General features: G+C 70.0%; 19 protein-coding genes and 1 tRNA gene. 13 read left to right on the top strand and 7 right to left on the bottom strand.

The features are described from left to right. Positions 1–3: 3 nt before the first annotated feature. The 4 genes from F9B98_RS13500 to nusG all read left to right on the top strand — a co-directional run bounded on the left by F9B98_RS13500 (position 4) and on the right by nusG (position 3177). Positions 4–1365, top strand: coding sequence for an NAD-dependent succinate-semialdehyde dehydrogenase (locus F9B98_RS13500; protein WP_150958323.1), 1362 nt, complete (start codon positions 4–6; stop codon positions 1363–1365). A gap of 227 nt (positions 1366–1592) precedes the next feature. After that, positions 1593–1665, top strand: a tRNA-Trp gene (locus tag F9B98_RS13505). A gap of 42 nt (positions 1666–1707) precedes the next feature. Continuing rightward, complete coding sequence (gene secE, locus F9B98_RS13510; RefSeq protein ID WP_150958325.1) at positions 1708–1983, top strand: preprotein translocase subunit SecE; 276 nt, start codon at positions 1708–1710, stop codon at positions 1981–1983. A gap of 60 nt (positions 1984–2043) precedes the next feature. Further along, positions 2044–3177 (top strand): transcription termination/antitermination protein NusG, encoded by a 1134-nt coding sequence (gene nusG / locus F9B98_RS13515; protein WP_150958327.1) that lies wholly within the window; start codon positions 2044–2046, stop codon positions 3175–3177. 139 nt (positions 3178–3316) lie between these two features. Here nusG and F9B98_RS13520 read toward each other — a convergent pair whose 3' ends face one another. Next, complete coding sequence (locus tag F9B98_RS13520; RefSeq protein ID WP_150958329.1) at positions 3317–4297, bottom strand: type IV toxin-antitoxin system AbiEi family antitoxin domain-containing protein; 981 nt, start codon at positions 4295–4297, stop codon at positions 3317–3319. 379 nt (positions 4298–4676) lie between these two features. Here F9B98_RS13520 and rplK point away from each other — a divergent pair, with 379 nt between their 5' ends. From rplK to F9B98_RS13550, 6 genes are all read left to right on the top strand, one after another. Next, complete coding sequence (rplK, locus tag F9B98_RS13525) at positions 4677–5108, top strand: 50S ribosomal protein L11 (RefSeq protein ID WP_058232721.1); 432 nt, start codon at positions 4677–4679, stop codon at positions 5106–5108. A gap of 11 nt (positions 5109–5119) precedes the next feature. After that, positions 5120–5812 carry a 50S ribosomal protein L1 gene (gene rplA / locus F9B98_RS13530; RefSeq protein ID WP_150958331.1) on the top strand — a complete coding sequence of 231 codons (693 nt, stop codon included), beginning with the start codon at positions 5120–5122 and terminating at the stop codon, positions 5810–5812. Between the two features lie 192 nt (positions 5813–6004). Beyond that, positions 6005–6808 carry an amino acid ABC transporter substrate-binding protein gene (locus tag F9B98_RS13535; RefSeq protein WP_150958333.1) on the top strand — a complete coding sequence of 268 codons (804 nt, stop codon included), beginning with the start codon at positions 6005–6007 and terminating at the stop codon, positions 6806–6808. Between the two features lie 88 nt (positions 6809–6896). Further along, on the top strand, positions 6897–7562 hold the full coding sequence (locus F9B98_RS13540; RefSeq protein WP_150958335.1) for an amino acid ABC transporter permease: 666 nt from the start codon (positions 6897–6899) through the stop codon (positions 7560–7562). Next, positions 7549–8337: an amino acid ABC transporter ATP-binding protein gene (locus tag F9B98_RS13545; RefSeq protein ID WP_150958337.1), complete on the top strand. Its 789-nt coding sequence runs from the start codon at positions 7549–7551 to the stop codon at positions 8335–8337. Before F9B98_RS13540 ends, F9B98_RS13545 begins: the two co-directional genes overlap by 14 nt. Positions 8338–8361: 24 nt before the next feature. Then, entirely contained in the window at positions 8362–9405 is a 1044-nt protein-coding gene (locus tag F9B98_RS13550) for an NAD(P)H-dependent flavin oxidoreductase (RefSeq protein WP_150958339.1), read from the top strand. A gap of 1 nt (position 9406) precedes the next feature. Here the strand turns inward: F9B98_RS13550 and F9B98_RS13555 are convergent, their stop codons facing one another. Together F9B98_RS13555 and F9B98_RS13560 are read right to left on the bottom strand one after the other, a co-directional pair. Then, positions 9407–9682, bottom strand: coding sequence for an acylphosphatase (locus tag F9B98_RS13555; protein ID WP_150958341.1), 276 nt, complete (start codon positions 9680–9682; stop codon positions 9407–9409). Positions 9683–9720: 38 nt separating this feature from the next. Next, positions 9721–10380, bottom strand: coding sequence for a LysE/ArgO family amino acid transporter (locus F9B98_RS13560; RefSeq protein WP_150958343.1), 660 nt, complete (start codon positions 10378–10380; stop codon positions 9721–9723). Positions 10381–10450: 70 nt separating this feature from the next. Here F9B98_RS13560 and F9B98_RS13565 point away from each other — a divergent pair, with 70 nt between their 5' ends. After that, positions 10451–11338: a LysR family transcriptional regulator ArgP gene (locus F9B98_RS13565; protein WP_150958345.1), complete on the top strand. Its 888-nt coding sequence runs from the start codon at positions 10451–10453 to the stop codon at positions 11336–11338. Positions 11339–11340: 2 nt separating this feature from the next. On the opposite strand, the gene F9B98_RS13570 is transcribed toward F9B98_RS13565, so the two are convergent. From F9B98_RS13570 to F9B98_RS13585, 4 genes are all read right to left on the bottom strand, one after another. Next, positions 11341–12360 (bottom strand): NADP-dependent oxidoreductase, encoded by a 1020-nt coding sequence (locus F9B98_RS13570; RefSeq protein WP_412177043.1) that lies wholly within the window; start codon positions 12358–12360, stop codon positions 11341–11343. Between the two features lie 138 nt (positions 12361–12498). Continuing rightward, a complete protein-coding gene (locus F9B98_RS13575) occupies positions 12499–12963 on the bottom strand; it encodes a MarR family winged helix-turn-helix transcriptional regulator (RefSeq protein ID WP_412177044.1) in 465 nt (154 codons plus the stop codon). Between the two features lies 1 nt (position 12964). Next, the gene (locus F9B98_RS13580) at positions 12965–14659 is read right to left on the bottom strand and encodes an MDR family MFS transporter (RefSeq protein ID WP_150958350.1); all 1695 of its coding nucleotides are present in this window, start codon (positions 14657–14659) and stop codon (positions 12965–12967) included. Positions 14660–14759: 100 nt separating this feature from the next. Beyond that, positions 14760–15440, bottom strand: coding sequence for a YqaJ viral recombinase family protein (locus F9B98_RS13585; RefSeq protein ID WP_150958352.1), 681 nt, complete (start codon positions 15438–15440; stop codon positions 14760–14762). A 102-nt stretch (positions 15441–15542) separates the two neighbouring features. Here F9B98_RS13585 and F9B98_RS13590 point away from each other — a divergent pair, with 102 nt between their 5' ends. After that, entirely contained in the window at positions 15543–15944 is a 402-nt protein-coding gene (locus F9B98_RS13590; protein ID WP_150958354.1) for an SIP domain-containing protein, read from the top strand. Between the two features lie 217 nt (positions 15945–16161). Next, entirely contained in the window at positions 16162–17148 is a 987-nt protein-coding gene (locus F9B98_RS13595) for a hypothetical protein (RefSeq protein ID WP_150958356.1), read from the top strand. Positions 17149–17276: the final 128 nt, after the last annotated feature.

The following is a 17276-nucleotide window of genomic DNA, read 5'->3' on the forward strand; positions in this document are numbered from 1 at the left end:
ACCATGAGCGACTACGCCGTCGTCAATCCCGCCACCGGTGAGACCCTCGCCGAGTACGACACGCTGAGCGACTCCGGGGTCCAGGACGCCATCGCGTCCGCCCACGACGGATACCGCGTCTGGTCGCGCACCGCGCCGGCCGAACGCGCCGACGCCCTGCGCCGCGTGGCCCAGCTGCACCGCGACCGCCGCGACGACCTCGCCGCGATCATCGTCCGCGAGATGGGTAAGCCGCTCGAGGCGGCGCTCGGCGAGGTCGACTTCGCCGCCGACATCACCGAGTACTACGCCGATAACATCGACAAGATCACCGGCGACAGCCCGCTCGACATCCTGGGCGAGGGCACCGCGGTCATCCGCCGCTCGCCGCTGGGCGTGCTGCTGGGGATCATGCCCTGGAACTTCCCGTACTACCAGGTCGCCCGATTCGCCGCCCCGAACCTCGCGGTCGGCAACACGATCCTGCTCAAGCACGCGCCCCAGTGCCCGGAGTCGGCCGAGGCCCTCCAGGCGATCTACCGCGACGCCGGGCTCCCCGAGGGCGCGTACGTGAACATCCGCGCCACCAACGACCAGGCGGCGACCATCATCGCCGACCGCCGCGTGCAGGGCGTCTCGGTCACGGGCTCCGAGCGCGCCGGAGCGGCCGTCGCCGAGATCGCCGGCCGCAATCTCAAGAAGGTCGCGCTCGAGCTCGGCGGGTCCGACCCCTTCATCCTGCTCTCCACCGACGACCTGGATGCCGCTGTGCAGGCGGCCGTCGACGCGCGCCTCGACAACAACGGGCAGTCGTGCAACGGCGCCAAGCGCTTCATCGTGATCGACGACCTCTATGACGCGTTCGTCGAGAAGTTCTCGGCCGCTCTCGGCGAGGCCAAGGTGGGCGACCCGTTCGCCGACGACACGGTGCTGGGCCCGCTCTCCTCCCTCGCCGCGGCCGAGCGCCTCGACGAGCAGGTGCAGCGCGCAGTCGCTCAGGGCGCCACCGTCGAGGTCGGCGGCACGAGGGACGGCGCGTTCTACCCCGGCACCGTCCTCACGGGCGTCACGAGCGAGATGGACGCGTACGGCGAGGAGTTCTTCGGTCCCGTGGGCACGGTGTACCGCGTCTCGAGCGAGGACGAGGCGGTCGAGCTCGCGAACGACACCGGGTACGGCCTCGGCTCCTACGTCTTCACGACGGATGCGGAGCAGGCTCAGCGCGTCGCCGATCGCATCGAGGCCGGCATGGTCTACGTCAACGTCGTGCTCGCCGACTCGCCCGAGCTGCCGTTCGGCGGGGTCAAGCGCAGCGGCACCTCGCGCGAGATGGGGCTCCTGGCCGCCGACGAGTTCGTGAACAAGAAACTCATCCGTACGGCGTGATTTCCTCCGCGCTTCCCGGCCCGATCCCTCGGGTCGGGAAGCGCTGCCCCCCTGCGCGAGGTGTCCCTTCGCCCGTGCCGGTTCGCCAGCGCGAGGGACATGACATAGACTGGGGAGTGCAGTCGAAATCTGCATTCTTTCGCCGTGCCCCCGGGCACATGGCATCCCTCCCCGAGAGATCCAGGCGGAAGCGCGTCGATTTCGAATCCTGGATCCCTCGGGATCTTAGGGCGGTAGCTCAATTGGCAGAGCAGCGGTCTCCAAAACCGCAGGTTGCAGGTTCGATTCCTGTCCGCCCTGCGCACAGCGCACGCTGGCACAGACACAGACCTAGGTGGTTCGATGACGCAGGACGAGGCGAAGGGCGAGATCGTCGCTGACCGCGGCGCGCCCCGCGAGAAGAAGCTCAACTTCTTCGCGCGGATCGCCCTCTTCATTCGTCAGGTCTTCGCGGAACTGCGCAAGGTCGTCACGCCGACGCGGCAGGAGCTGATCAAGTTCACCGCCGTCGTCCTCGGGTTCGTCGTCGTCATGATGGCGATCGTCTACGGCCTCGACGTGCTGTTCGTGTGGATCACCACCGCCGTCTTCGGCGTCCCCGGTACCGCCGGCGCCTGACCGGCGTCTGGGCGGACGCGCGGCGCCAAGAGCGGCCGCCTCTGAACGGAAGAGATCACAGTGTCTGAAAGATATGTCGACGACGCCGATTGGGCGACGGCCGCCGAGCAGTCCAGCGAGGACGACGAGGCCCAGGAGGGCAACGTGCTCCAGTCGCAGGAGCGCGCCTCCGACTCGGCCGAGCACGCGGCCGTCCACATCGTCGACGACGAGACCGACACCGACGACGCCGACCTCGGCGACATCGACATCACCGACCCGGAGGCGGACGCGATCGTGAACGACGCTCTCGAGATCGACGAGACCAGCGAGGCTGAGGCCGCCGCCGAGGTCCTGACCGACTCCCTCGCCGAGGAGCAGGCCGAAGAGGCCGCCGAGGCCGCCGACGAGGTCACCCCCTACGACGGTCCCGACGTCAACGGCGAGCCCGACGCTCCCGTCCTCGACGAGGACTTCGTCGACGAGGTCTCGGCTGCCGCGAGCGAGGTCGACGAGGCCGAGGCCTCCGAGTCGCCCGCCGACGCCGCGGTCGACATCGACGGCGCGGACGCCGACGACATCGACGAAGACGCCGACCCCTACGAGGCGTTCCGCACCGAGCTGCGCATGCTCCCCGGCAAGTGGTACGTCATCCACTCCTACGCCGGCTTCGAGCGCAAGGTGAAGGCCAACATCGAGCAGCGCAAGTCGACGCTCGAGGTCGAGGACGACATCTACCAGGTCGAGGTCCCCATGGAGGACGTCGTCGAGATCAAGAACGGCCAGCGCAAGATGGTCAACCGCGTGCGCATCCCCGGCTACGTGCTGGTGCGCATGGACCTCAACGAAGACACCTGGTCGGTCGTGCGTCACACCCCCGGCGTCACCGGCTTCGTGGGCAACGCCCACAACCCGACGCCCCTGCGCTTCGAAGAGGCCTTCAACATGCTGAAGAGCCTCGTCGAGGTCAAGGAGGCCGCTCCCGTCAAGGGCGCCGCCGCCAAGGGCTCGGCCACGACGGCCCGCGTCGTCCCCGCCGAGGTCGACTTCGAGACCGGCGAGACGATCACCATCAAGGAAGGCTCGTTCGCGGGCCTGCCCGGCACGATCAGCGAGATCAAGCCCGAGAGCGGCAAGCTCACCGTGCTCGTGTCGCTCTTCGAGCGCGAGACCCCGGTCGAGCTGTCGTTCGACCAGGTCACCAAGATGATCTGACGCCACCCGCGTCTTTCGCGAACGCCCCGCTCGGCCCCGGCCGGCGGGGCGTTCGTCGCTTCCGGGGTCCCCCCCCGGCGATAAACGCTCGCTGCACTGGCAAACGCTTTCAGCGAGCGTTTCTGAGTGCAGTGAGCGTTTATCGCGGGGGAGGGGCGGCGGGGAGCGACCGCGCATTCCGGCCGATGGCGTGCAGACGCGCGGTCTGCGGTCTCCTCACCGGGCGGACGCCCGCAGCGAGAAGCGCGTCTCGCAGCCCGATACCCCGCACAGCGTCCGCGAAGTCCCACCTCGCCACCGACCACCCGTCCCGTCTGAGGTCGTTCTCGCGTCGTTTCTCGGCTCTCACCGCGCGCCGCGCGTCGTCCATGACGGTTCCGTACTTTTCCCACCCGTCCGACTCACCGACGACGCGGACATCTGGCCAGGCGAAGTCGCTTCGATAGGTCCGGCCCTCGATGACGTGCGCCCGTTGCAGCTGAGGCTCCGGGAAGCCCCACCACTCGATCACTGCGCGACTGACGGACTCGCCGACGGACTCCGCACGGGCATCGGCGCGGTCCAGCGCCCAGGGGATGCGCGCGCGCCCCCGGATGTTGCGTTGCTGAGTCGAAAGCAGCCGCAGTCCGTCGGAGGTGACGGCATCCGGGAACATGCGAAGTGCCGCGTCCACCACCGCGAGGCCGAAGGCGGCGGGCAGGCACCGGACCAGATCGAGCACGGTGTCATCCGGAGAGGTGATCCGGAGCCCCCCGTGCTCGACGAACGACCGTTCGTCTTCGCTCGTGTGCACGGTCACGTCTCCGTATCGCAGCGACCGTGAACGCCGCTCATCGAAGATGTGCACGTCGCGGGGGTGCCCGAAGAGGGGTAGTCCCCATAAAGCGGCCGCGGACTCGTGCGAGAAGACTGCGTCCGGTCGAGCGTGGGCCAGTGCATGCACGCGAATGAGATATCGTTCCCACTCCGCCGCCCCCTCCCACCGTGCTCGAGAGGTGTAGACGCCTTTGCGAACCCGGAGCGCCGTGTCGCTCAGCTCGAGATGAAGCCCCGTCGCTCGAGCGTCGCGCGCGTGGATGAGGGGCGATGGACTGGGTGCCAGTTCGGTCGACGTGAGCATCCCGCCATCGTCGAGGTGTCTGGCACGCGAGAGCGGCCATTCCGGGCCGATTGTGGACGGCCCCGGTCGCCCGGCATCTGTGGAGGAGTTCCCCCGGCCGCCCCTCGGCGATAAACGCGCGCTGCACTGGCAAACGCCCTCCGCGAGCGTTTCTCAGTGCAGTAAGCGTTTATCGCGGGGTGGAGGAGCCGCGCGCGCAGTAAGCCAGAGCGGGGAACGGAGGCGAGACGGGGCGAAGAGGGCGCGGGATGCCGGGACGCCCGGCGTCGCGTACAATGGCAAGGTTGCGTGCGTCAGTGCGCAACGACCGCTGTCCGGAACCGCCGGGCGTGCGGGAGAGAGGGAGCCGCGAGGTTCCCGCTCGAGAGAGGAAAAGGATATGGCACCCAAGAAAAAGGTGACCGGCCTGATCAAGCTCCAGATCAAGGCGGGCGCGGCCAACCCCGCGCCGCCGATCGGTCCGGCGCTCGGTCAGCACGGCGTCAACATCATGGAGTTCTGCAAGGCGTACAACGCGGCGACCGAGGCCCAGCGCGGCAACGTCATCCCCGTCGAGATCACCGTCTACGAGGACCGCAGCTTCACGTTCATCCTGAAGACGCCCCCCGCTGCAGAGCTCATCAAGAAGGCCGCCGGTCTCGCGAAGGGCTCGCCCACGCCGCACACCACCAAGGTCGGCAAGCTGACCAAGGAGCAGGTCCGCGAGATCGCCACGACGAAGCAGCCCGACCTGAACGCGAACGACATCGAGGCCGCCTCGAAGATCATCGCCGGTACCGCCCGTTCCATGGGCATCACGGTCGAGGACTGAGGGAGATAACAATGGCTACCAAGTCCAAGGCATTCCGCGCCGCTGCTGAGAAGATCGCGGCCGACACGTTCTACACCCCGACCGAGGCGGTGACCCTCGCGAAGGAGACCGGCTCGAAGAAGTTCGACTCGACCGTCGAGGTCGCGCTGAAGCTCTCGGTCGACCCCCGCAAGGCCGACCAGATGGTCCGCGGCACGGTCATCCTGCCCCACGGCACGGGTAAGACCGCGCGCGTCATCGTCTTCGCCAACGGCGCCGCGGCCGAGGCCGCTCTCGCCGCCGGTGCCGACGAGGTCGGTGGCACCGAGCTCATCGAGAAGGTCGCCGGCGGCTACACCGCGTTCGACGCGGCCGTCGCCACCCCCGAGCTCATGGGCCAGGTCGGTCGCCTCGGTAAGGTCCTCGGACCCCGCGGCCTCATGCCGAACCCCAAGACCGGCACCGTGACCCCCAACCCGGCCAAGGCCGTCGAGGAGATCAAGGGCGGAAAGATCGAGTTCCGCGTCGACAAGCACGCCAACGTGCACTTCGTCGTCGGCAAGGCCTCGTTCTCGGCCGAGCAGCTCGACGAGAACCTGAAGGCTGCGCTCGAGGAGATCGTTCGCCTCAAGCCGTCCAGCTCGAAGGGCCGTTACATCCAGAAGGGCGCCGTCTCGACCACCTTCGGTCCCGGCATCCCGCTGGACGTCAACTCCATCGTCTGACATCCGTCACCGGAAGCCCCGCCGCGCCTCATGCCGGCGGGGCTTTCGCGTTCCCGGGGCGGCGCCCCGGCTGCACGATCGTGCAATACGGCGTCATGCGGGAAGAGCACACCGCCGGAGCGTGTTCTGCTGGAGGGTACGCCTGCACCGCGTGCCCCCCCTTCCACCTCCCCACACATGTCTGGAACAGCTATGCCCCGTCGCCGTCTGACCGTCCTCGCCGCCACCCTGGGCCTGAGCGCCCTCGCGCTGACCGCCTGCAGCGGCGGCTCCTCCGCGGCGAACCCCGATGCCGGGAGCGACCTCGGCCTGATCTCCGGCGGCACGCTCACCGTAGCCACCGAGGGCACCTACCGCCCCTTCTCGTACCACGAGGGTGCGGGTGAGCTCACCGGCTTCGACGTCGAGATCGCCAAGGCGGTCGCCGACAAGCTCGGCCTGCAGGTGAAGTTCCAGGAGACCCAGTGGGACGCGATCTTCGCCGGGCTGGACGCCGGCCGCTTCGACGTCATCGCCAACCAGGTCTCGATCAACCCCGACCGTCAGGCGAAGTACACCTTCAGCTCGCCGTACACCGTCTCGCGCGGTGTCATCGTGACGACCGACGGCAACGACGCCATCTCGAGCTTCGCCGACCTGGCGGGCAAGACCACCGCCCAGTCGCTCACGAGCAACTGGTACGAGCTCGCGACCTCGAGCGGAGCCCAGGTCGAGGCCGTCGAGGGATGGGCCCAGGCCGTCGCGCTGCTCAAGCAGGGGCGCGTCGACGCCACGGTCAACGACCAGCTCACGTACCTCGACTACGAGAAGACCAACAGCCCCACGGGCCTGAAGATCGCCGCCACGACGGAGGACTCCTCCGAGAGCGCCTTCGCCTTCAAGAAGGGCCAGGACAAGCTGGCGGATGCCGTGGACGGAGCGCTCGAAGAGCTTCGGGCCGACGGAACTCTCGCCTCGATCAGCGACAAGTACTTCGGGGCCGACGTCACGAAGTAAGCACCCGGTGTAAAGCCCCGCGGATCATCCGCCCGCCCGCCCTAGCGTGGGAGGCGGATGATCCGCTGGCGTGTGAGGAAGGAGGGCCATGAACGACATCTGGACGCTGCTCGTCGACTCGTTCTGGCCGATGGTGCTGGCCGGAATCACGGGGACGATCCCGCTGTCCCTGGCGTCGTTCGCGATCGGTCTCGTGATCGCGCTGGGCATGGCCCTGCTGCGGCTGTCTCGGAACGTGGTGCTGTCGGGCGTGGCCCGGTTCTACATCTCGATCATCCGGGGCACGCCCCTGCTGGTGCAGCTGTTCGTGATCTTCTACGGGCTGCCGTCGCTGGGCCTGACCATCGACCCGTTCCCCGCGGCCGTCATCGCGTTCTCGCTGAACGTCGGCGGGTACGCCGCCGAGGTCATCCGCGCGGCGATCCTGTCGGTGCCCCGCGGGCAGTGGGAGGCGGCGCACACCGTGGGCCTCTCGCGCCGCAAGACGCTGACGCGCATCATCCTGCCGCAGGCGGCTCGCGTCTCGGTGCCGCCCCTGTCGAACACGTTCATCTCGCTCGTGAAGGACAGCTCGCTGGCATCCCTCATCCTCGTCACCGAGCTCTTCCGCCAGGCGCAGGCCATCGCCGCCTTCTCGTACGAGTTCATGGCGGTGTACCTCGAGGCCGCGCTCATCTATTGGTTGTTCTGCCTCGTGCTGTCGTTCGGGCAGAACGCCCTGGAAAAGAGGCTGGATCGCCATGTCGCCCACTGACTCCGCCCCGCTGCTCGCCGTCTCGGGGCTGCAGAAGAGCTTCGGCACGAACCGCGTGCTCGACGGCGTCGACCTCGAGGTGCGCCGCGGGGATGTGCTCGTGCTGATCGGGCCCTCGGGTTCGGGCAAGACCACGGTTCTGCGCTGCCTGAACGGCCTCGAGACCCCGGATGCCGGCGTGGTCGCGTTCGACGGAGGGCCGGTGGTCGACTTCGCCGGGAAGGTGTCGAAAGCCGACCGCACCGGGCTGCGCGATCGCTCGGCGATGGTGTTCCAGCACCACAACCTCTTCCCGCACCTCACGGTCATTCAGAACGTCATCGAGGGGCCGATCCAGGCGCACGGCGTCGCCAAGGCCGAGGCCATCGCTCGCGCCGAGACCCTGCTGGCGCGCGTCGGCCTGTCGGAGAAGCGCGACGCCTACCCGTCGGAGCTCTCCGGCGGCCAGCAGCAGCGCGTCGGTATCGTGCGCGCCCTCGCCCTGCAGCCCTCGCTCCTGCTGTTCGATGAGCCGACCAGTGCTCTCGACCCGGAGCTCGTGGGCGAGGTCCTCACGGTGCTGCGCGAACTCGCGAACGAGGGCTGGACGATGGTGATCGTCACGCACGAGCTCGGCTTCGCCCGCGAGGTCGCCGACGAGGTGCTGTTCTTCGACGAGGGAGTGATCGTCGAGCGCGGGGCCCCGTCCGAGCTGCTGCGTCAGCCGAAGAAGGAGCGCACGCAGCGCTTCCTCAACCGGCTACTGCGTCCGCTCGAGGGGCCGGACCCGGAGTAATCGCGCCCGCAGTAGCGTCGAGGTATGAGCCGCCTCGAGAATCTCCTCGGCATCGACGTGCCGATCGTCCTGGGCCCTTTCGGCGGGCTGTCGTCCGTCGCCCTGACCGCCGCCGTCAGCGACGGGGGAGGGCTCGGGTCGTTCGGCCTGTACGGCTACACGCCCGAGCGCATCCGCGACACGGTGGCGCAGCTGCGCGCCGCCACCTCGCGGCCCGTCGCCGTGAACCTCTGGCTCCCGCGCGGTGACGAGGTCGCCCCGGCCGACCTCGACGTGCGGCCGTTCCTCGACGCCGCGGCTCCGCTGTTCGCCGCGGCCGGGGTCGAGGCCCCCGTGCCCCCGGCGGCGTTCCTCCCTCCGATCGCCGACCAGCTCGACGCCGTGTTCGAGGCCCGGCCCGACGTGCTGAGCGTCGTCTTCGGAATCCCGGATGCCGACACCCTCGCGGCGGCGCGAGATCACGGCATCCGCGTCATCGGCACCGCCACCTCGGTCGCCGAGGCCGTCGCGCTCGAGGACGCGGGGGTCGATGCCGTCGTCGCCACCGGGTCGGAGGCGGGCGGCCACCGCGTGTCGTTCCTGTGCGAGCCCTCGGCCTCGCTCGTCGGGACGTTCGCCCTGGTGCCGCAGGTGGTCGACGCCGTCGGCATCCCCGTCATCGCCGCGGGCGGGATCGCCGATCGGCGCGGGGTCGCGGCCGCCCTGGCCCTCGGCGCCGAGGGCGTTCAGGTCGGGACGGCGTTCCTGTGCACCCGTCAGTCGGCGGCGACCGCGGCCCACCGAGACGCCATCGGCCGGGCGGCGGACACCGACACGGTGCTGACCCGGGCGATGAGCGGGCGGTTGGCGCGTGGCATCCCGAACCGGGCGATGCGCGAGATCGAGGCGTCGGGCATGATCGCCCCCTTCCCGGCGCAGAACTGGCTGACCGGGGTGTTCCGTGCCGCGGCGACCGCGAGCGGCGACGCCGAGCTGGTGTCGATGTGGGCGGGTCAGGCGGCAGCGTTGTCGCGATACGACGCCGCCGCCGACGTCCTCGCCGAGTTGCGGGCCGGCCTCCCGGTCTGATCTAGACCGTGTCGCGGATCTCGAATCCGGATGCCGTCTCCCCGGTGCCCTCGACGACGTCGACCTCGTCGACGCGGGCCCCGGGCGGGCCGTCGTGCGCCCAGGCGATCGCGGCCTCGACGTCGTCGGGGTCTCCCGCGAGGAAGGCCTCCACCGACCCGTCGCGGCGATTGCGCACCCAGCCGTCGACCCCCAGACGCTCGGCCTCGCTTCGCAGGGAGTATCGGAAGCCGACTCCCTGCACGCGGCCCGTCACCGTCATCGTCACCGTTCGCATCGGGCCATTCTCCCGAACACGGGCAGCCGGGCGCGAGCTCAGTGCGGCAGCACCAGGGATAGCGCGATCGCGAACATGACCACGGCGATGACACCGTCGAGGATGCGCCAGGCGCGCGGGGTGTCGAGCCAGCGGCCGAGGAAGCGCGCACCGTAGCCGAGGGCCGAGAACCAGACCAGGCTCGCCACGCACGCGCCGAGCGCGAACGCCCAGCGGCCGTCGCCGTGGGTCGACGCGACCGAGCCGAGCAGGAACACCGTGTCGAGGTACACGTGCGGGTTGAGCCAGGTGAGGGCGAGACAGGTCAGCACGGTGGCGGTCAGGGTCGTGCGCGTCGGACGCGTCTGGACGGTCGTGCGTCCGGCGTCCGGGGTCGAGACGGAGGCCGGTGCGTCGAGGTGCAGCGTCGCCCCGCTCGGGCGCAGCGCACGGCGCGCGGCGAGCAGGCCGTAGCCGACGAGGAACGCGGCCCCCGCCCACCGCACGACCACGATGAGCCACGGCACCGCCTGCAGGACGAGGCCGATGCCCGAGACCCCGAGCAGGATGAGGATCGCGTCGGAGACCGCGCACACCGCGACGACCGCCAGAAGGTGCTCGCGCCGCACGCCCTGCCGCAGGACGAAGAGGTTCTGCGCGCCGATGGCGACGATGAGCGAGAAACCGAGGCCGAGGCCGGCGAGCAGGGAGGGGAGCACGATGTCGACGATAGGGAGCGACGCACCTCAAGACCAGCTCATGATTCTGCAGGACCATTAGCATTCCTTCATGCCCGTTCCTTTCGATCTCGCCCGCACGCTCGCCGTGGTCGTCGAGGAGGGGACGCTGGATGCCGCGGCCCGCCGGCTGCACATCACCCCCTCCGCGGTGAGTCAACGCATCCGGGCATTGGAGGACCAGCTCGGACGCGTGGTCCTCGTGCGCAGCAAGCCCGTGAGCGCGACCGAGGCCGGCGACGCCGTGGTGCGCCTGGCCCGTCAGCTCGCGCTGCTCGAGCACGACGCCCTCGCCGCGATCGGCGCGGAGGGCGGGGCCGTGGCATCCGTCCCGCTGGCCGTGAACGCGGACTCCCTGGCGACGTGGTTCCTGCCGCCCCTCGCGCGGGTGGCGCAGCGCCGGGCGGTCGTGTTCGACCTGCACCGCGACGACCAGGACTTCACCGCGGGACTGCTCGAGTCGGGGACCGTCATGGCCGCGGTCACCTCGCGAGAGGCGCCCGTTGCGGGATGCCGCGTGCGCCGGCTCGGCGTGCTGCGCTACGAGGCCGTGGCCACCGCCGCCTTCGTCGCGCGTTGGTTCGCCGACGGGGTCGGCGCCGGGGCGCTGAGCGTCGCTCCGGTGGTCGACTTCGACCGGCGCGACGACCTGCAGACGCGGTGGTTGGCGCGCCGGGGAGTGCCGGCCGCAGCTCCACCCCGGCACCGGGTCCCGGCATCCCAGGACTTCGCCACGGCGGTCGAACTGGGCCTGGGGTGGGGGCTGCTGCCGGGGTTCCAGTCGGCGGCGGCCCTCGACTCGGGCGAGCTCGTGCGGCTCGGAGACGATCCGATCGACGTTCCGCTCTACTGGCAGCAGTGGAACCTCACGTCGCCGCTGCTCGACGAGGTGGCCGACGAGATCGTCGACGAGGGCAGACGCATGCTCGCCGTCGGGTGAGCTCAGTCGTCGCTGACGCTCAGCACGATCTTCCCGCGTGTGTGGCCGCGCTCGAGCTCGGTGTGCGCGGCGGCGGCGTCGGCGAGTTCGAAGACGTGCTCGACGTACACGCGCACCGCGCCCGACTCGAGCAGCCGGGTGATCGTCGCGAGAGCCCCGCCGTCGGGGATCGTCTTGTAATCGGTGGAACGGATGCCGCGCTCTGCGGCCGCCTCTCGGAAGCCGGGCCATGCCCCGGTGGGCACTTCGATGAGCAGTCCGCCGGGTCGCAGCACCTCGAGGGAACGCGTGCCGGTGTCGTCGGAGACGTTGCCGATGAGGTCGATGACCACGTCGACGTCGGAGACCGCCTCTTCGAACCGCGTCGAGGTGTAGTCGATGACCTCGGCGGCCCCCAGCTCGCGGAGCCAGTCGAGATTGCGCGGCGACCCGGTCGCGATGACGTGAGCGCCGAAGTAGGCGGCGAACTGCACCGCGAAGTGGCCGACGCCGCCGCTGCCCGCGTGCACGAGAATGCGCTGGCCCTGGTGGGCGAGGGCGGTCTCGACGACGAGGCCCCAGGCGGTGAGGGCCGCGACCGGGACCCCCGCCGCCTCGACGTGCGAGAGGGACGCGGGCTTGCGCGCGAGCGACAGGGTGGGCACCACGACGTACTCCGCGTACGACCCGCTCGTGCGGGGGACCGTCGCCATGCCGTAGACCTCGGTGCCCACCGGGAACGGGTGCGCGTCGAAGGGAGCGCGGACGACGACGCCGCTCACATCGAGGCCGAGAACGGCCGGCCATGACGAGATGCCGCCGGAGAGTCCCCGCCCCGCGCGGGTCTTCGCGTCGATCGGGTTGATGCCGGCCGCCACCACCCGCACGAGGACCTCGCTGAGCACCGGGGTGGGAACCGCGACCTCGGCGAGGTGCAGGGCGTCGGCGCTCCCCGGCGCGTCGAGGACGACCGCGCGCATCGTGTCGGGCACCGGGGGAGCGGGCTGGAGGGCGGTCTCGGGACGCGTCGATCGAAATCTCAACGGGCGCTCACTCTCGCTGCGGTCGGTGCGCGGCGGCCTCGCCGCGATCCCCTCAGTCAACCCCGGGATTGTCTCGGCGGTGTTACGCCTCGGTCACCGTGTCGCGAAGCCCGATCCCGGCGCCCCGAGGCAGCGGGGTCAGTCGCGGACGGGGACCTCGCCCACGGCGAGGGCGTGCAGCAGCGTCGACAGGTGCCGGATGTCGTCGATCGTCCAATCGGCGATGGCCTCGAACAGGCGGCTCTCGTGGGGCGCACGCGCCTCCGCCAAGCGGGAGTGACCCAGCTCGGTGACAGCGATCAGCCGGGAACGGCGATCGTTCGGATCGGGGGTGCGGGTGACCAGGCCGAGGTCTTCGAGCTCGGTGATCGACCGGCTGAGAAAGCCCTTGTCGGCGGCGAGACGCTCGGCCAGGGCCGACAGGGTGAGCGGGCCGAAGCGGCTCACCACGGACAGGGCCTTGAACGTCGCCGGCAGCATCCCGGGGCTCACGCGTTCCGCCGCCTCGGAGACGAAGCGGCGGAACACGGTCATGAGCTCCGAGAACGACGACTCGAGGGCCTGCACGGCCTCGCGGCGCTCGTCGTCCTTTTCGCTCGTCACGTCAGCCATCCTCTCCCATCTCGGCGTCGCGGCGTGCGCGGCGCGAGGAACCGGCATCCTGTGTCGGAATGGTGCCGGTGGCCGAGAGCGTGGCCATGGCCTCGGGGACGGACACGGTGGCGAAGTCGGCCTCGCTGGCCGCGACGCGCTCGGTGGTGGTCATGCGAGTCAGCGGGCGGTTCGGCAGGAACAGGATCGCGATGAGGCTGACCACCGCGACGGGCACGGCGATGAGGAACGAGTGCGCGATCGACTGCGCGTAGATGTCCTCGACGATGACGCGGACGCTCTCGGGGAGGGTCGACACCTGGGGGATGGCTCCCGACTGCAGGCTCTGCGCCACGGACGCGCCCTCGGCTCCGAGGCCCATGATCGCGGCCTTCAGATCGTCGGCGCGGTCGGTGAACAGGCTCGTCGCCATGCTCGCCAGCGCGGCACCCATGACCGAGACGCCGATCGTGCCGCCGAGGCTGCGGAAGAACGTCACTCCCGAGCTCGCCGCGCCCATCTGCGTGGGGTTCGCGGTGTTCTGGACCACCAGGACGAGGTTCTGCATCGTCATGCCGACTCCGGCGCCGAGCAGGGCCATGTAGATCGAGACGAGGGCGAAGTTGGTGTCGTAGTGGATGGTCGACAGCAGGAACGAGCCCGCGATCAGCAGCACACCGCCGGTGATGAGGAACGGCTTCCAGTGGCCGTAGCGCGAGATGAGCGCGCCGACGACGATCGACGAGACCAGCAGGCCGCCGATCATCGGGATGGTCATGACGCCGGCCTCGGTGGGCGTGGCGCCACGGGCCATCTGCATGTACTGGCTGAGGAACACCGAGGTGCCGAACATCGCCAGACCGGTCGCGATCGAGGCGATCGTGGCGAGGGTGAAGGTGGCGTCGCGGAACAGCGTCAGCGGCACGAGGGGCTCGGAGGAGCGGAGCTCGACGACGACGAAGAGGATCGCGGCGACCACGGCGCCGCCGACCATGAGCAGCGTCTCGGTGCTGGCCCATTCGAAGGTGCTGCCGGCGTTGGTGACCCAGATGAGCAGCAGCGACACGGCGGCCGAGAGCAGCACGATGCCGACGTAGTCGATCTTCACGGTGCGCTTGGCCCGCGCCGGGAGGTGCAGCGTGCGCTGCTGGATGAGCAGGGCCGCGACGGCGAAGGGGAGGGCGACGAAGAAGTTCCAGCGCCAGCCGAACGCGTCGGTGATGACGCCGCCGAGCAACGGCCCGCCGACCGTGGCGACGGCCATGACCGCGCCGAACAGGCCCATGTAGCGACCGCGCTCACGGGGGCTGATGATGTCGGCCATGATGACCTGGCTGAGGGCGGCGAGACCGCCGGCGCCGAGGCCCTGGATCGCGCGGAAGGCGATCAGCATGTCGGTGTTCTGCGAGAACCCGGCGGCCGCGGTGGCGAGCACGAAGATCGCGATCGCGATCTGGATGAGCACCTTGCGGTTGAACAGGTCGGCGAGCTTGCCCCAGATGGGGGTCGAGATCGCGGTGGTCAGCAGGGTGGCGGTGATGACCCAGGTGTAGGCGTTCTGGTCGCCCGACAGGTCGTGCACGATGACGGGCAACGAGGTCGAGACGACCGTCGAGGCGAGCATCGACACGAAGGTGCCGAGCAGCAGGCCGATCAGGGCCGGCAACACGCGCCGCTGAGCGGGCGCGTCGGAAGAGGTGGCTGTCATGCGGAGCTCCACGAAGAAGGGGGACGGATGCCGCGACGACGATGGCGCGATTGGTTGACTGATGTCAACGATACGCCTGTTGCTTGACTTGCGTCAACTATTAATCGAGGAGCGCGAGAGCGCGGTACAGCTCCGTGGGTTCGGGGCGAACGGGTTCGGGGCGCGGCTGGCGCGCCTCCATGGTGCGGCGGTAGAGCTCGTCGATGAGAGAGGTCGCCAGACCCACGAGCTTCGCGATCTCGCGATCATCCCTGTCGATCCACTGGCACCGCGGCTCGTCGTGCAGGGGGATGAAACCGTCGTGCTGCTCCCACGCCACGAGGGTGCGCTCGGCGCCGAGCACGTGCTGCTGCCACCAGATCTGACGCATGTACGTCTTGGGGATCGAACGCCACGCCTTGTTGGTCGTCTTGATCTCGGCGAGCACGATGCGCCCCTCGCCGTCGACGACCACGCCGTCGGGGGTCGCGAGGTGACGCTTCTCGACGACCGCGTGATACAGGGCGGAAGAGGGGCGGATGCCATGGGTCGCCGCCACCCACGCGGCGATCTCGGGCTCGCGACGACGACCGTGGGCCGTGAAGGCGTTGCCCGAGAAGTTCGAGCCCATGAGCTTGGCATCCGCCGCTCTCGAGATCGCGTTGGCGCTGGTGAGCGTCGCGACATCGGTGGCGGTAATGCCGCGGGAGCGCGCGCGGATCCAGGCGACGCGGTCGCGCGAGTCGGCGACGATCCGGGCGTCGAGGTCGGCGCTGCGGGAGGCGACGAGCTCGGGGGACATGCGTTCGACCCTAACCCCGACGGCCCGTGGATCGCATGCGAGGGGCGGCGCGTCGGCATCCGGGGTCTTGTGGTCGAGGTAAGGGCGACCTAAGTTGTGTCCATGAGTTCGGATCCCTCCCTGCTGCGCCGCCCCGACGGCGGTCGCTGGTGCGACCTCGAGGGGGCCGTGCTGCTGGGCGGTGACGCGCGGAACATCTCCGAGATGCGGCGCATCGCCGCGGCCCTGTCTCCCGGGGCGCACGCGACCGTGCTCGTCGAGATCCGCGGCGCGGGCGAGGTCGAGGCGTTCGACGCCCCCTCGGCTCGGGTGAGCTGGCTCGACCGCACGCGCGACGGCGAGCTGCGTCCGCGCGGGGAGAGGCTCGCGACGGCGATCCACGCGTGGTGCGCCGAGTGGGCCTGCGGCGAGGCGCCGGTGTGCACGGTATGGCTCGGCGCCCGGACCCCCTCGCGCATCGTGCGGATGACCCGGGCGATGCTGCCGGAGGCGCGGGTGTCCTGAGGGGGCGCGCGCCGCGAGGGATTCGCGAGATGACCGGGGATTCGCGACATGACCGGGGATGCGCCGTCATGGCGGGTCCTCTCGGCGAACGGCGGTCGTCTCGGCGAGGGTCGCGGGCGCTGAGGGGATTCCTGCACAGCCGTCGACGGGAGCCGGCTGTCCACGGATCGAGGCGGTAGGCGAGCGGGCAAGCGTCAGGATGCCTGAGCATCGGGGAATGCGATGGGAGCAGCTGGGGTGGGGCGCCGATTTCGGGTTGTACTCGCGCGAGCAGCTGCTCTCTCGTGGCGTGCCCGCGGGCGTTCTGTCACTGGCGTCGAAAGAGGGCCCGTGGCTTCGTCTGCAGCCGGGCGTCTACGTCGAGCGCACGGCGTATCTCGCGCGGCTTCCCGCCGAGCGGCACCGGGTCGCCGTCGAGGCTGCCATGTCGGCGACGCGCGGGGGGTTCGCGGTGGTGTCTCACACGTCTGCGGCTGTCGTCCACGGACTGCCGCAGTACCGCTTCGCTGACCGTCCGGTGGAGGTGACGCTCGCGGGTGCGATCGGAGGGTCGAGTCGCGCCGGCCTCCGGCGACATCTCGACGCACTCCCCGACGACGACGTCGTGACGATCGAGGGCATCGCATGCACGAGCCTGGACCGCACGGTGTTCGACATCGCGCGCACGGCCCCTCTCGAGATGTCGCTCACGTGCGCCGACGCGGCGCTGAGGCGTGAGGTGGTGTCGTCGCGGCGATTCGACGCCAATGCCCAAGAGGCGTGGCGCGATCGCATGCGGGAGCGCGCGGGTCGCGCAGCCGGGTCGCGTGGCATCCGCCGGGCGCGCGAGGTCATTGAGTTCGCCGACGGGCGGGCAGAACTCCCCGGCGAAAGTGTCAGTCGGCTGCAGTTGCACCGCATCGGGTTCCGGGAGATCGACCTGCAGGTTGCCGTCGCGGGACCTCAGGGTTCTGCGTACTACGTCGACATCGGGCTTCGCGACGTGCGGACGTTCTGGGAGTTTGACGGCGAGGTCAAGTACAGGGATGCCGCGATGCGCGGCGGCCGGTCGATCGAGACCGTCCTGCTCGACGAGAAGCGCCGCGAGGACTGGATCCGCGGAACGACCCATTGGCGCCTCTGCCGAGGCGGGTTCGGCGACATCCGCACGCCCGAGACGCTCGCCGCTCGGCTCGCCTCCTTCGGCGTCCGCCCGCCCCGCTGATCCCACGACCTCATGCGTGCCGTCCGTCGCAGCCCGGGGTCTGCGCGAGCGGGCGGGAAGCCGAGATGACCGGCGATGCACGAGATGACCCGGGTTGCGCGGGAAACACGCGTCATCTCGGTAAACGC

Source organism: Microbacterium testaceum StLB037 (assembly GCF_008763945.1).
GTDB classification, from domain to species: Bacteria; Actinomycetota; Actinomycetes; order Actinomycetales; family Microbacteriaceae; genus Microbacterium; species Microbacterium testaceum_G.

What these genes read in the sequence shown, in the direction of transcription:
- F9B98_RS13500 (WP_150958323.1), top strand. Translation starts at nt 4, where the DNA reads ATGAGCGACTACGCCGTCGTCAATCCCGCCACCGGTGAGACCCTCGCC.
- secE (WP_150958325.1), top strand. Translation starts at nt 1,708, where the DNA reads ATGACGCAGGACGAGGCGAAGGGCGAGATCGTCGCTGACCGCGGCGCG.
- F9B98_RS13520 (WP_150958329.1), bottom strand. Translation starts at nt 4,297, where the DNA reads ATGCTCACGTCGACCGAACTGGCACCCAGTCCATCGCCCCTCATCCAC.
- rplK (WP_058232721.1), top strand. Translation starts at nt 4,677, where the DNA reads ATGGCACCCAAGAAAAAGGTGACCGGCCTGATCAAGCTCCAGATCAAG.
- rplA (WP_150958331.1), top strand. Translation starts at nt 5,120, where the DNA reads ATGGCTACCAAGTCCAAGGCATTCCGCGCCGCTGCTGAGAAGATCGCG.
- F9B98_RS13535 (WP_150958333.1), top strand. Translation starts at nt 6,005, where the DNA reads ATGCCCCGTCGCCGTCTGACCGTCCTCGCCGCCACCCTGGGCCTGAGC.
- F9B98_RS13540 (WP_150958335.1), top strand. Translation starts at nt 6,897, where the DNA reads ATGAACGACATCTGGACGCTGCTCGTCGACTCGTTCTGGCCGATGGTG.
- F9B98_RS13545 (WP_150958337.1), top strand. Translation starts at nt 7,549, where the DNA reads ATGTCGCCCACTGACTCCGCCCCGCTGCTCGCCGTCTCGGGGCTGCAG.
- F9B98_RS13550 (WP_150958339.1), top strand. Translation starts at nt 8,362, where the DNA reads ATGAGCCGCCTCGAGAATCTCCTCGGCATCGACGTGCCGATCGTCCTG.
- F9B98_RS13555 (WP_150958341.1), bottom strand. Translation starts at nt 9,682, where the DNA reads ATGCGAACGGTGACGATGACGGTGACGGGCCGCGTGCAGGGAGTCGGC.
- F9B98_RS13565 (WP_150958345.1), top strand. Translation starts at nt 10,451, where the DNA reads ATGCCCGTTCCTTTCGATCTCGCCCGCACGCTCGCCGTGGTCGTCGAG.
- F9B98_RS13580 (WP_150958350.1), bottom strand. Translation starts at nt 14,659, where the DNA reads ATGACAGCCACCTCTTCCGACGCGCCCGCTCAGCGGCGCGTGTTGCCG.
- F9B98_RS13585 (WP_150958352.1), bottom strand. Translation starts at nt 15,440, where the DNA reads ATGTCCCCCGAGCTCGTCGCCTCCCGCAGCGCCGACCTCGACGCCCGG.
- F9B98_RS13590 (WP_150958354.1), top strand. Translation starts at nt 15,543, where the DNA reads ATGAGTTCGGATCCCTCCCTGCTGCGCCGCCCCGACGGCGGTCGCTGG.
- F9B98_RS13595 (WP_150958356.1), top strand. Translation starts at nt 16,162, where the DNA reads ATGCGATGGGAGCAGCTGGGGTGGGGCGCCGATTTCGGGTTGTACTCG.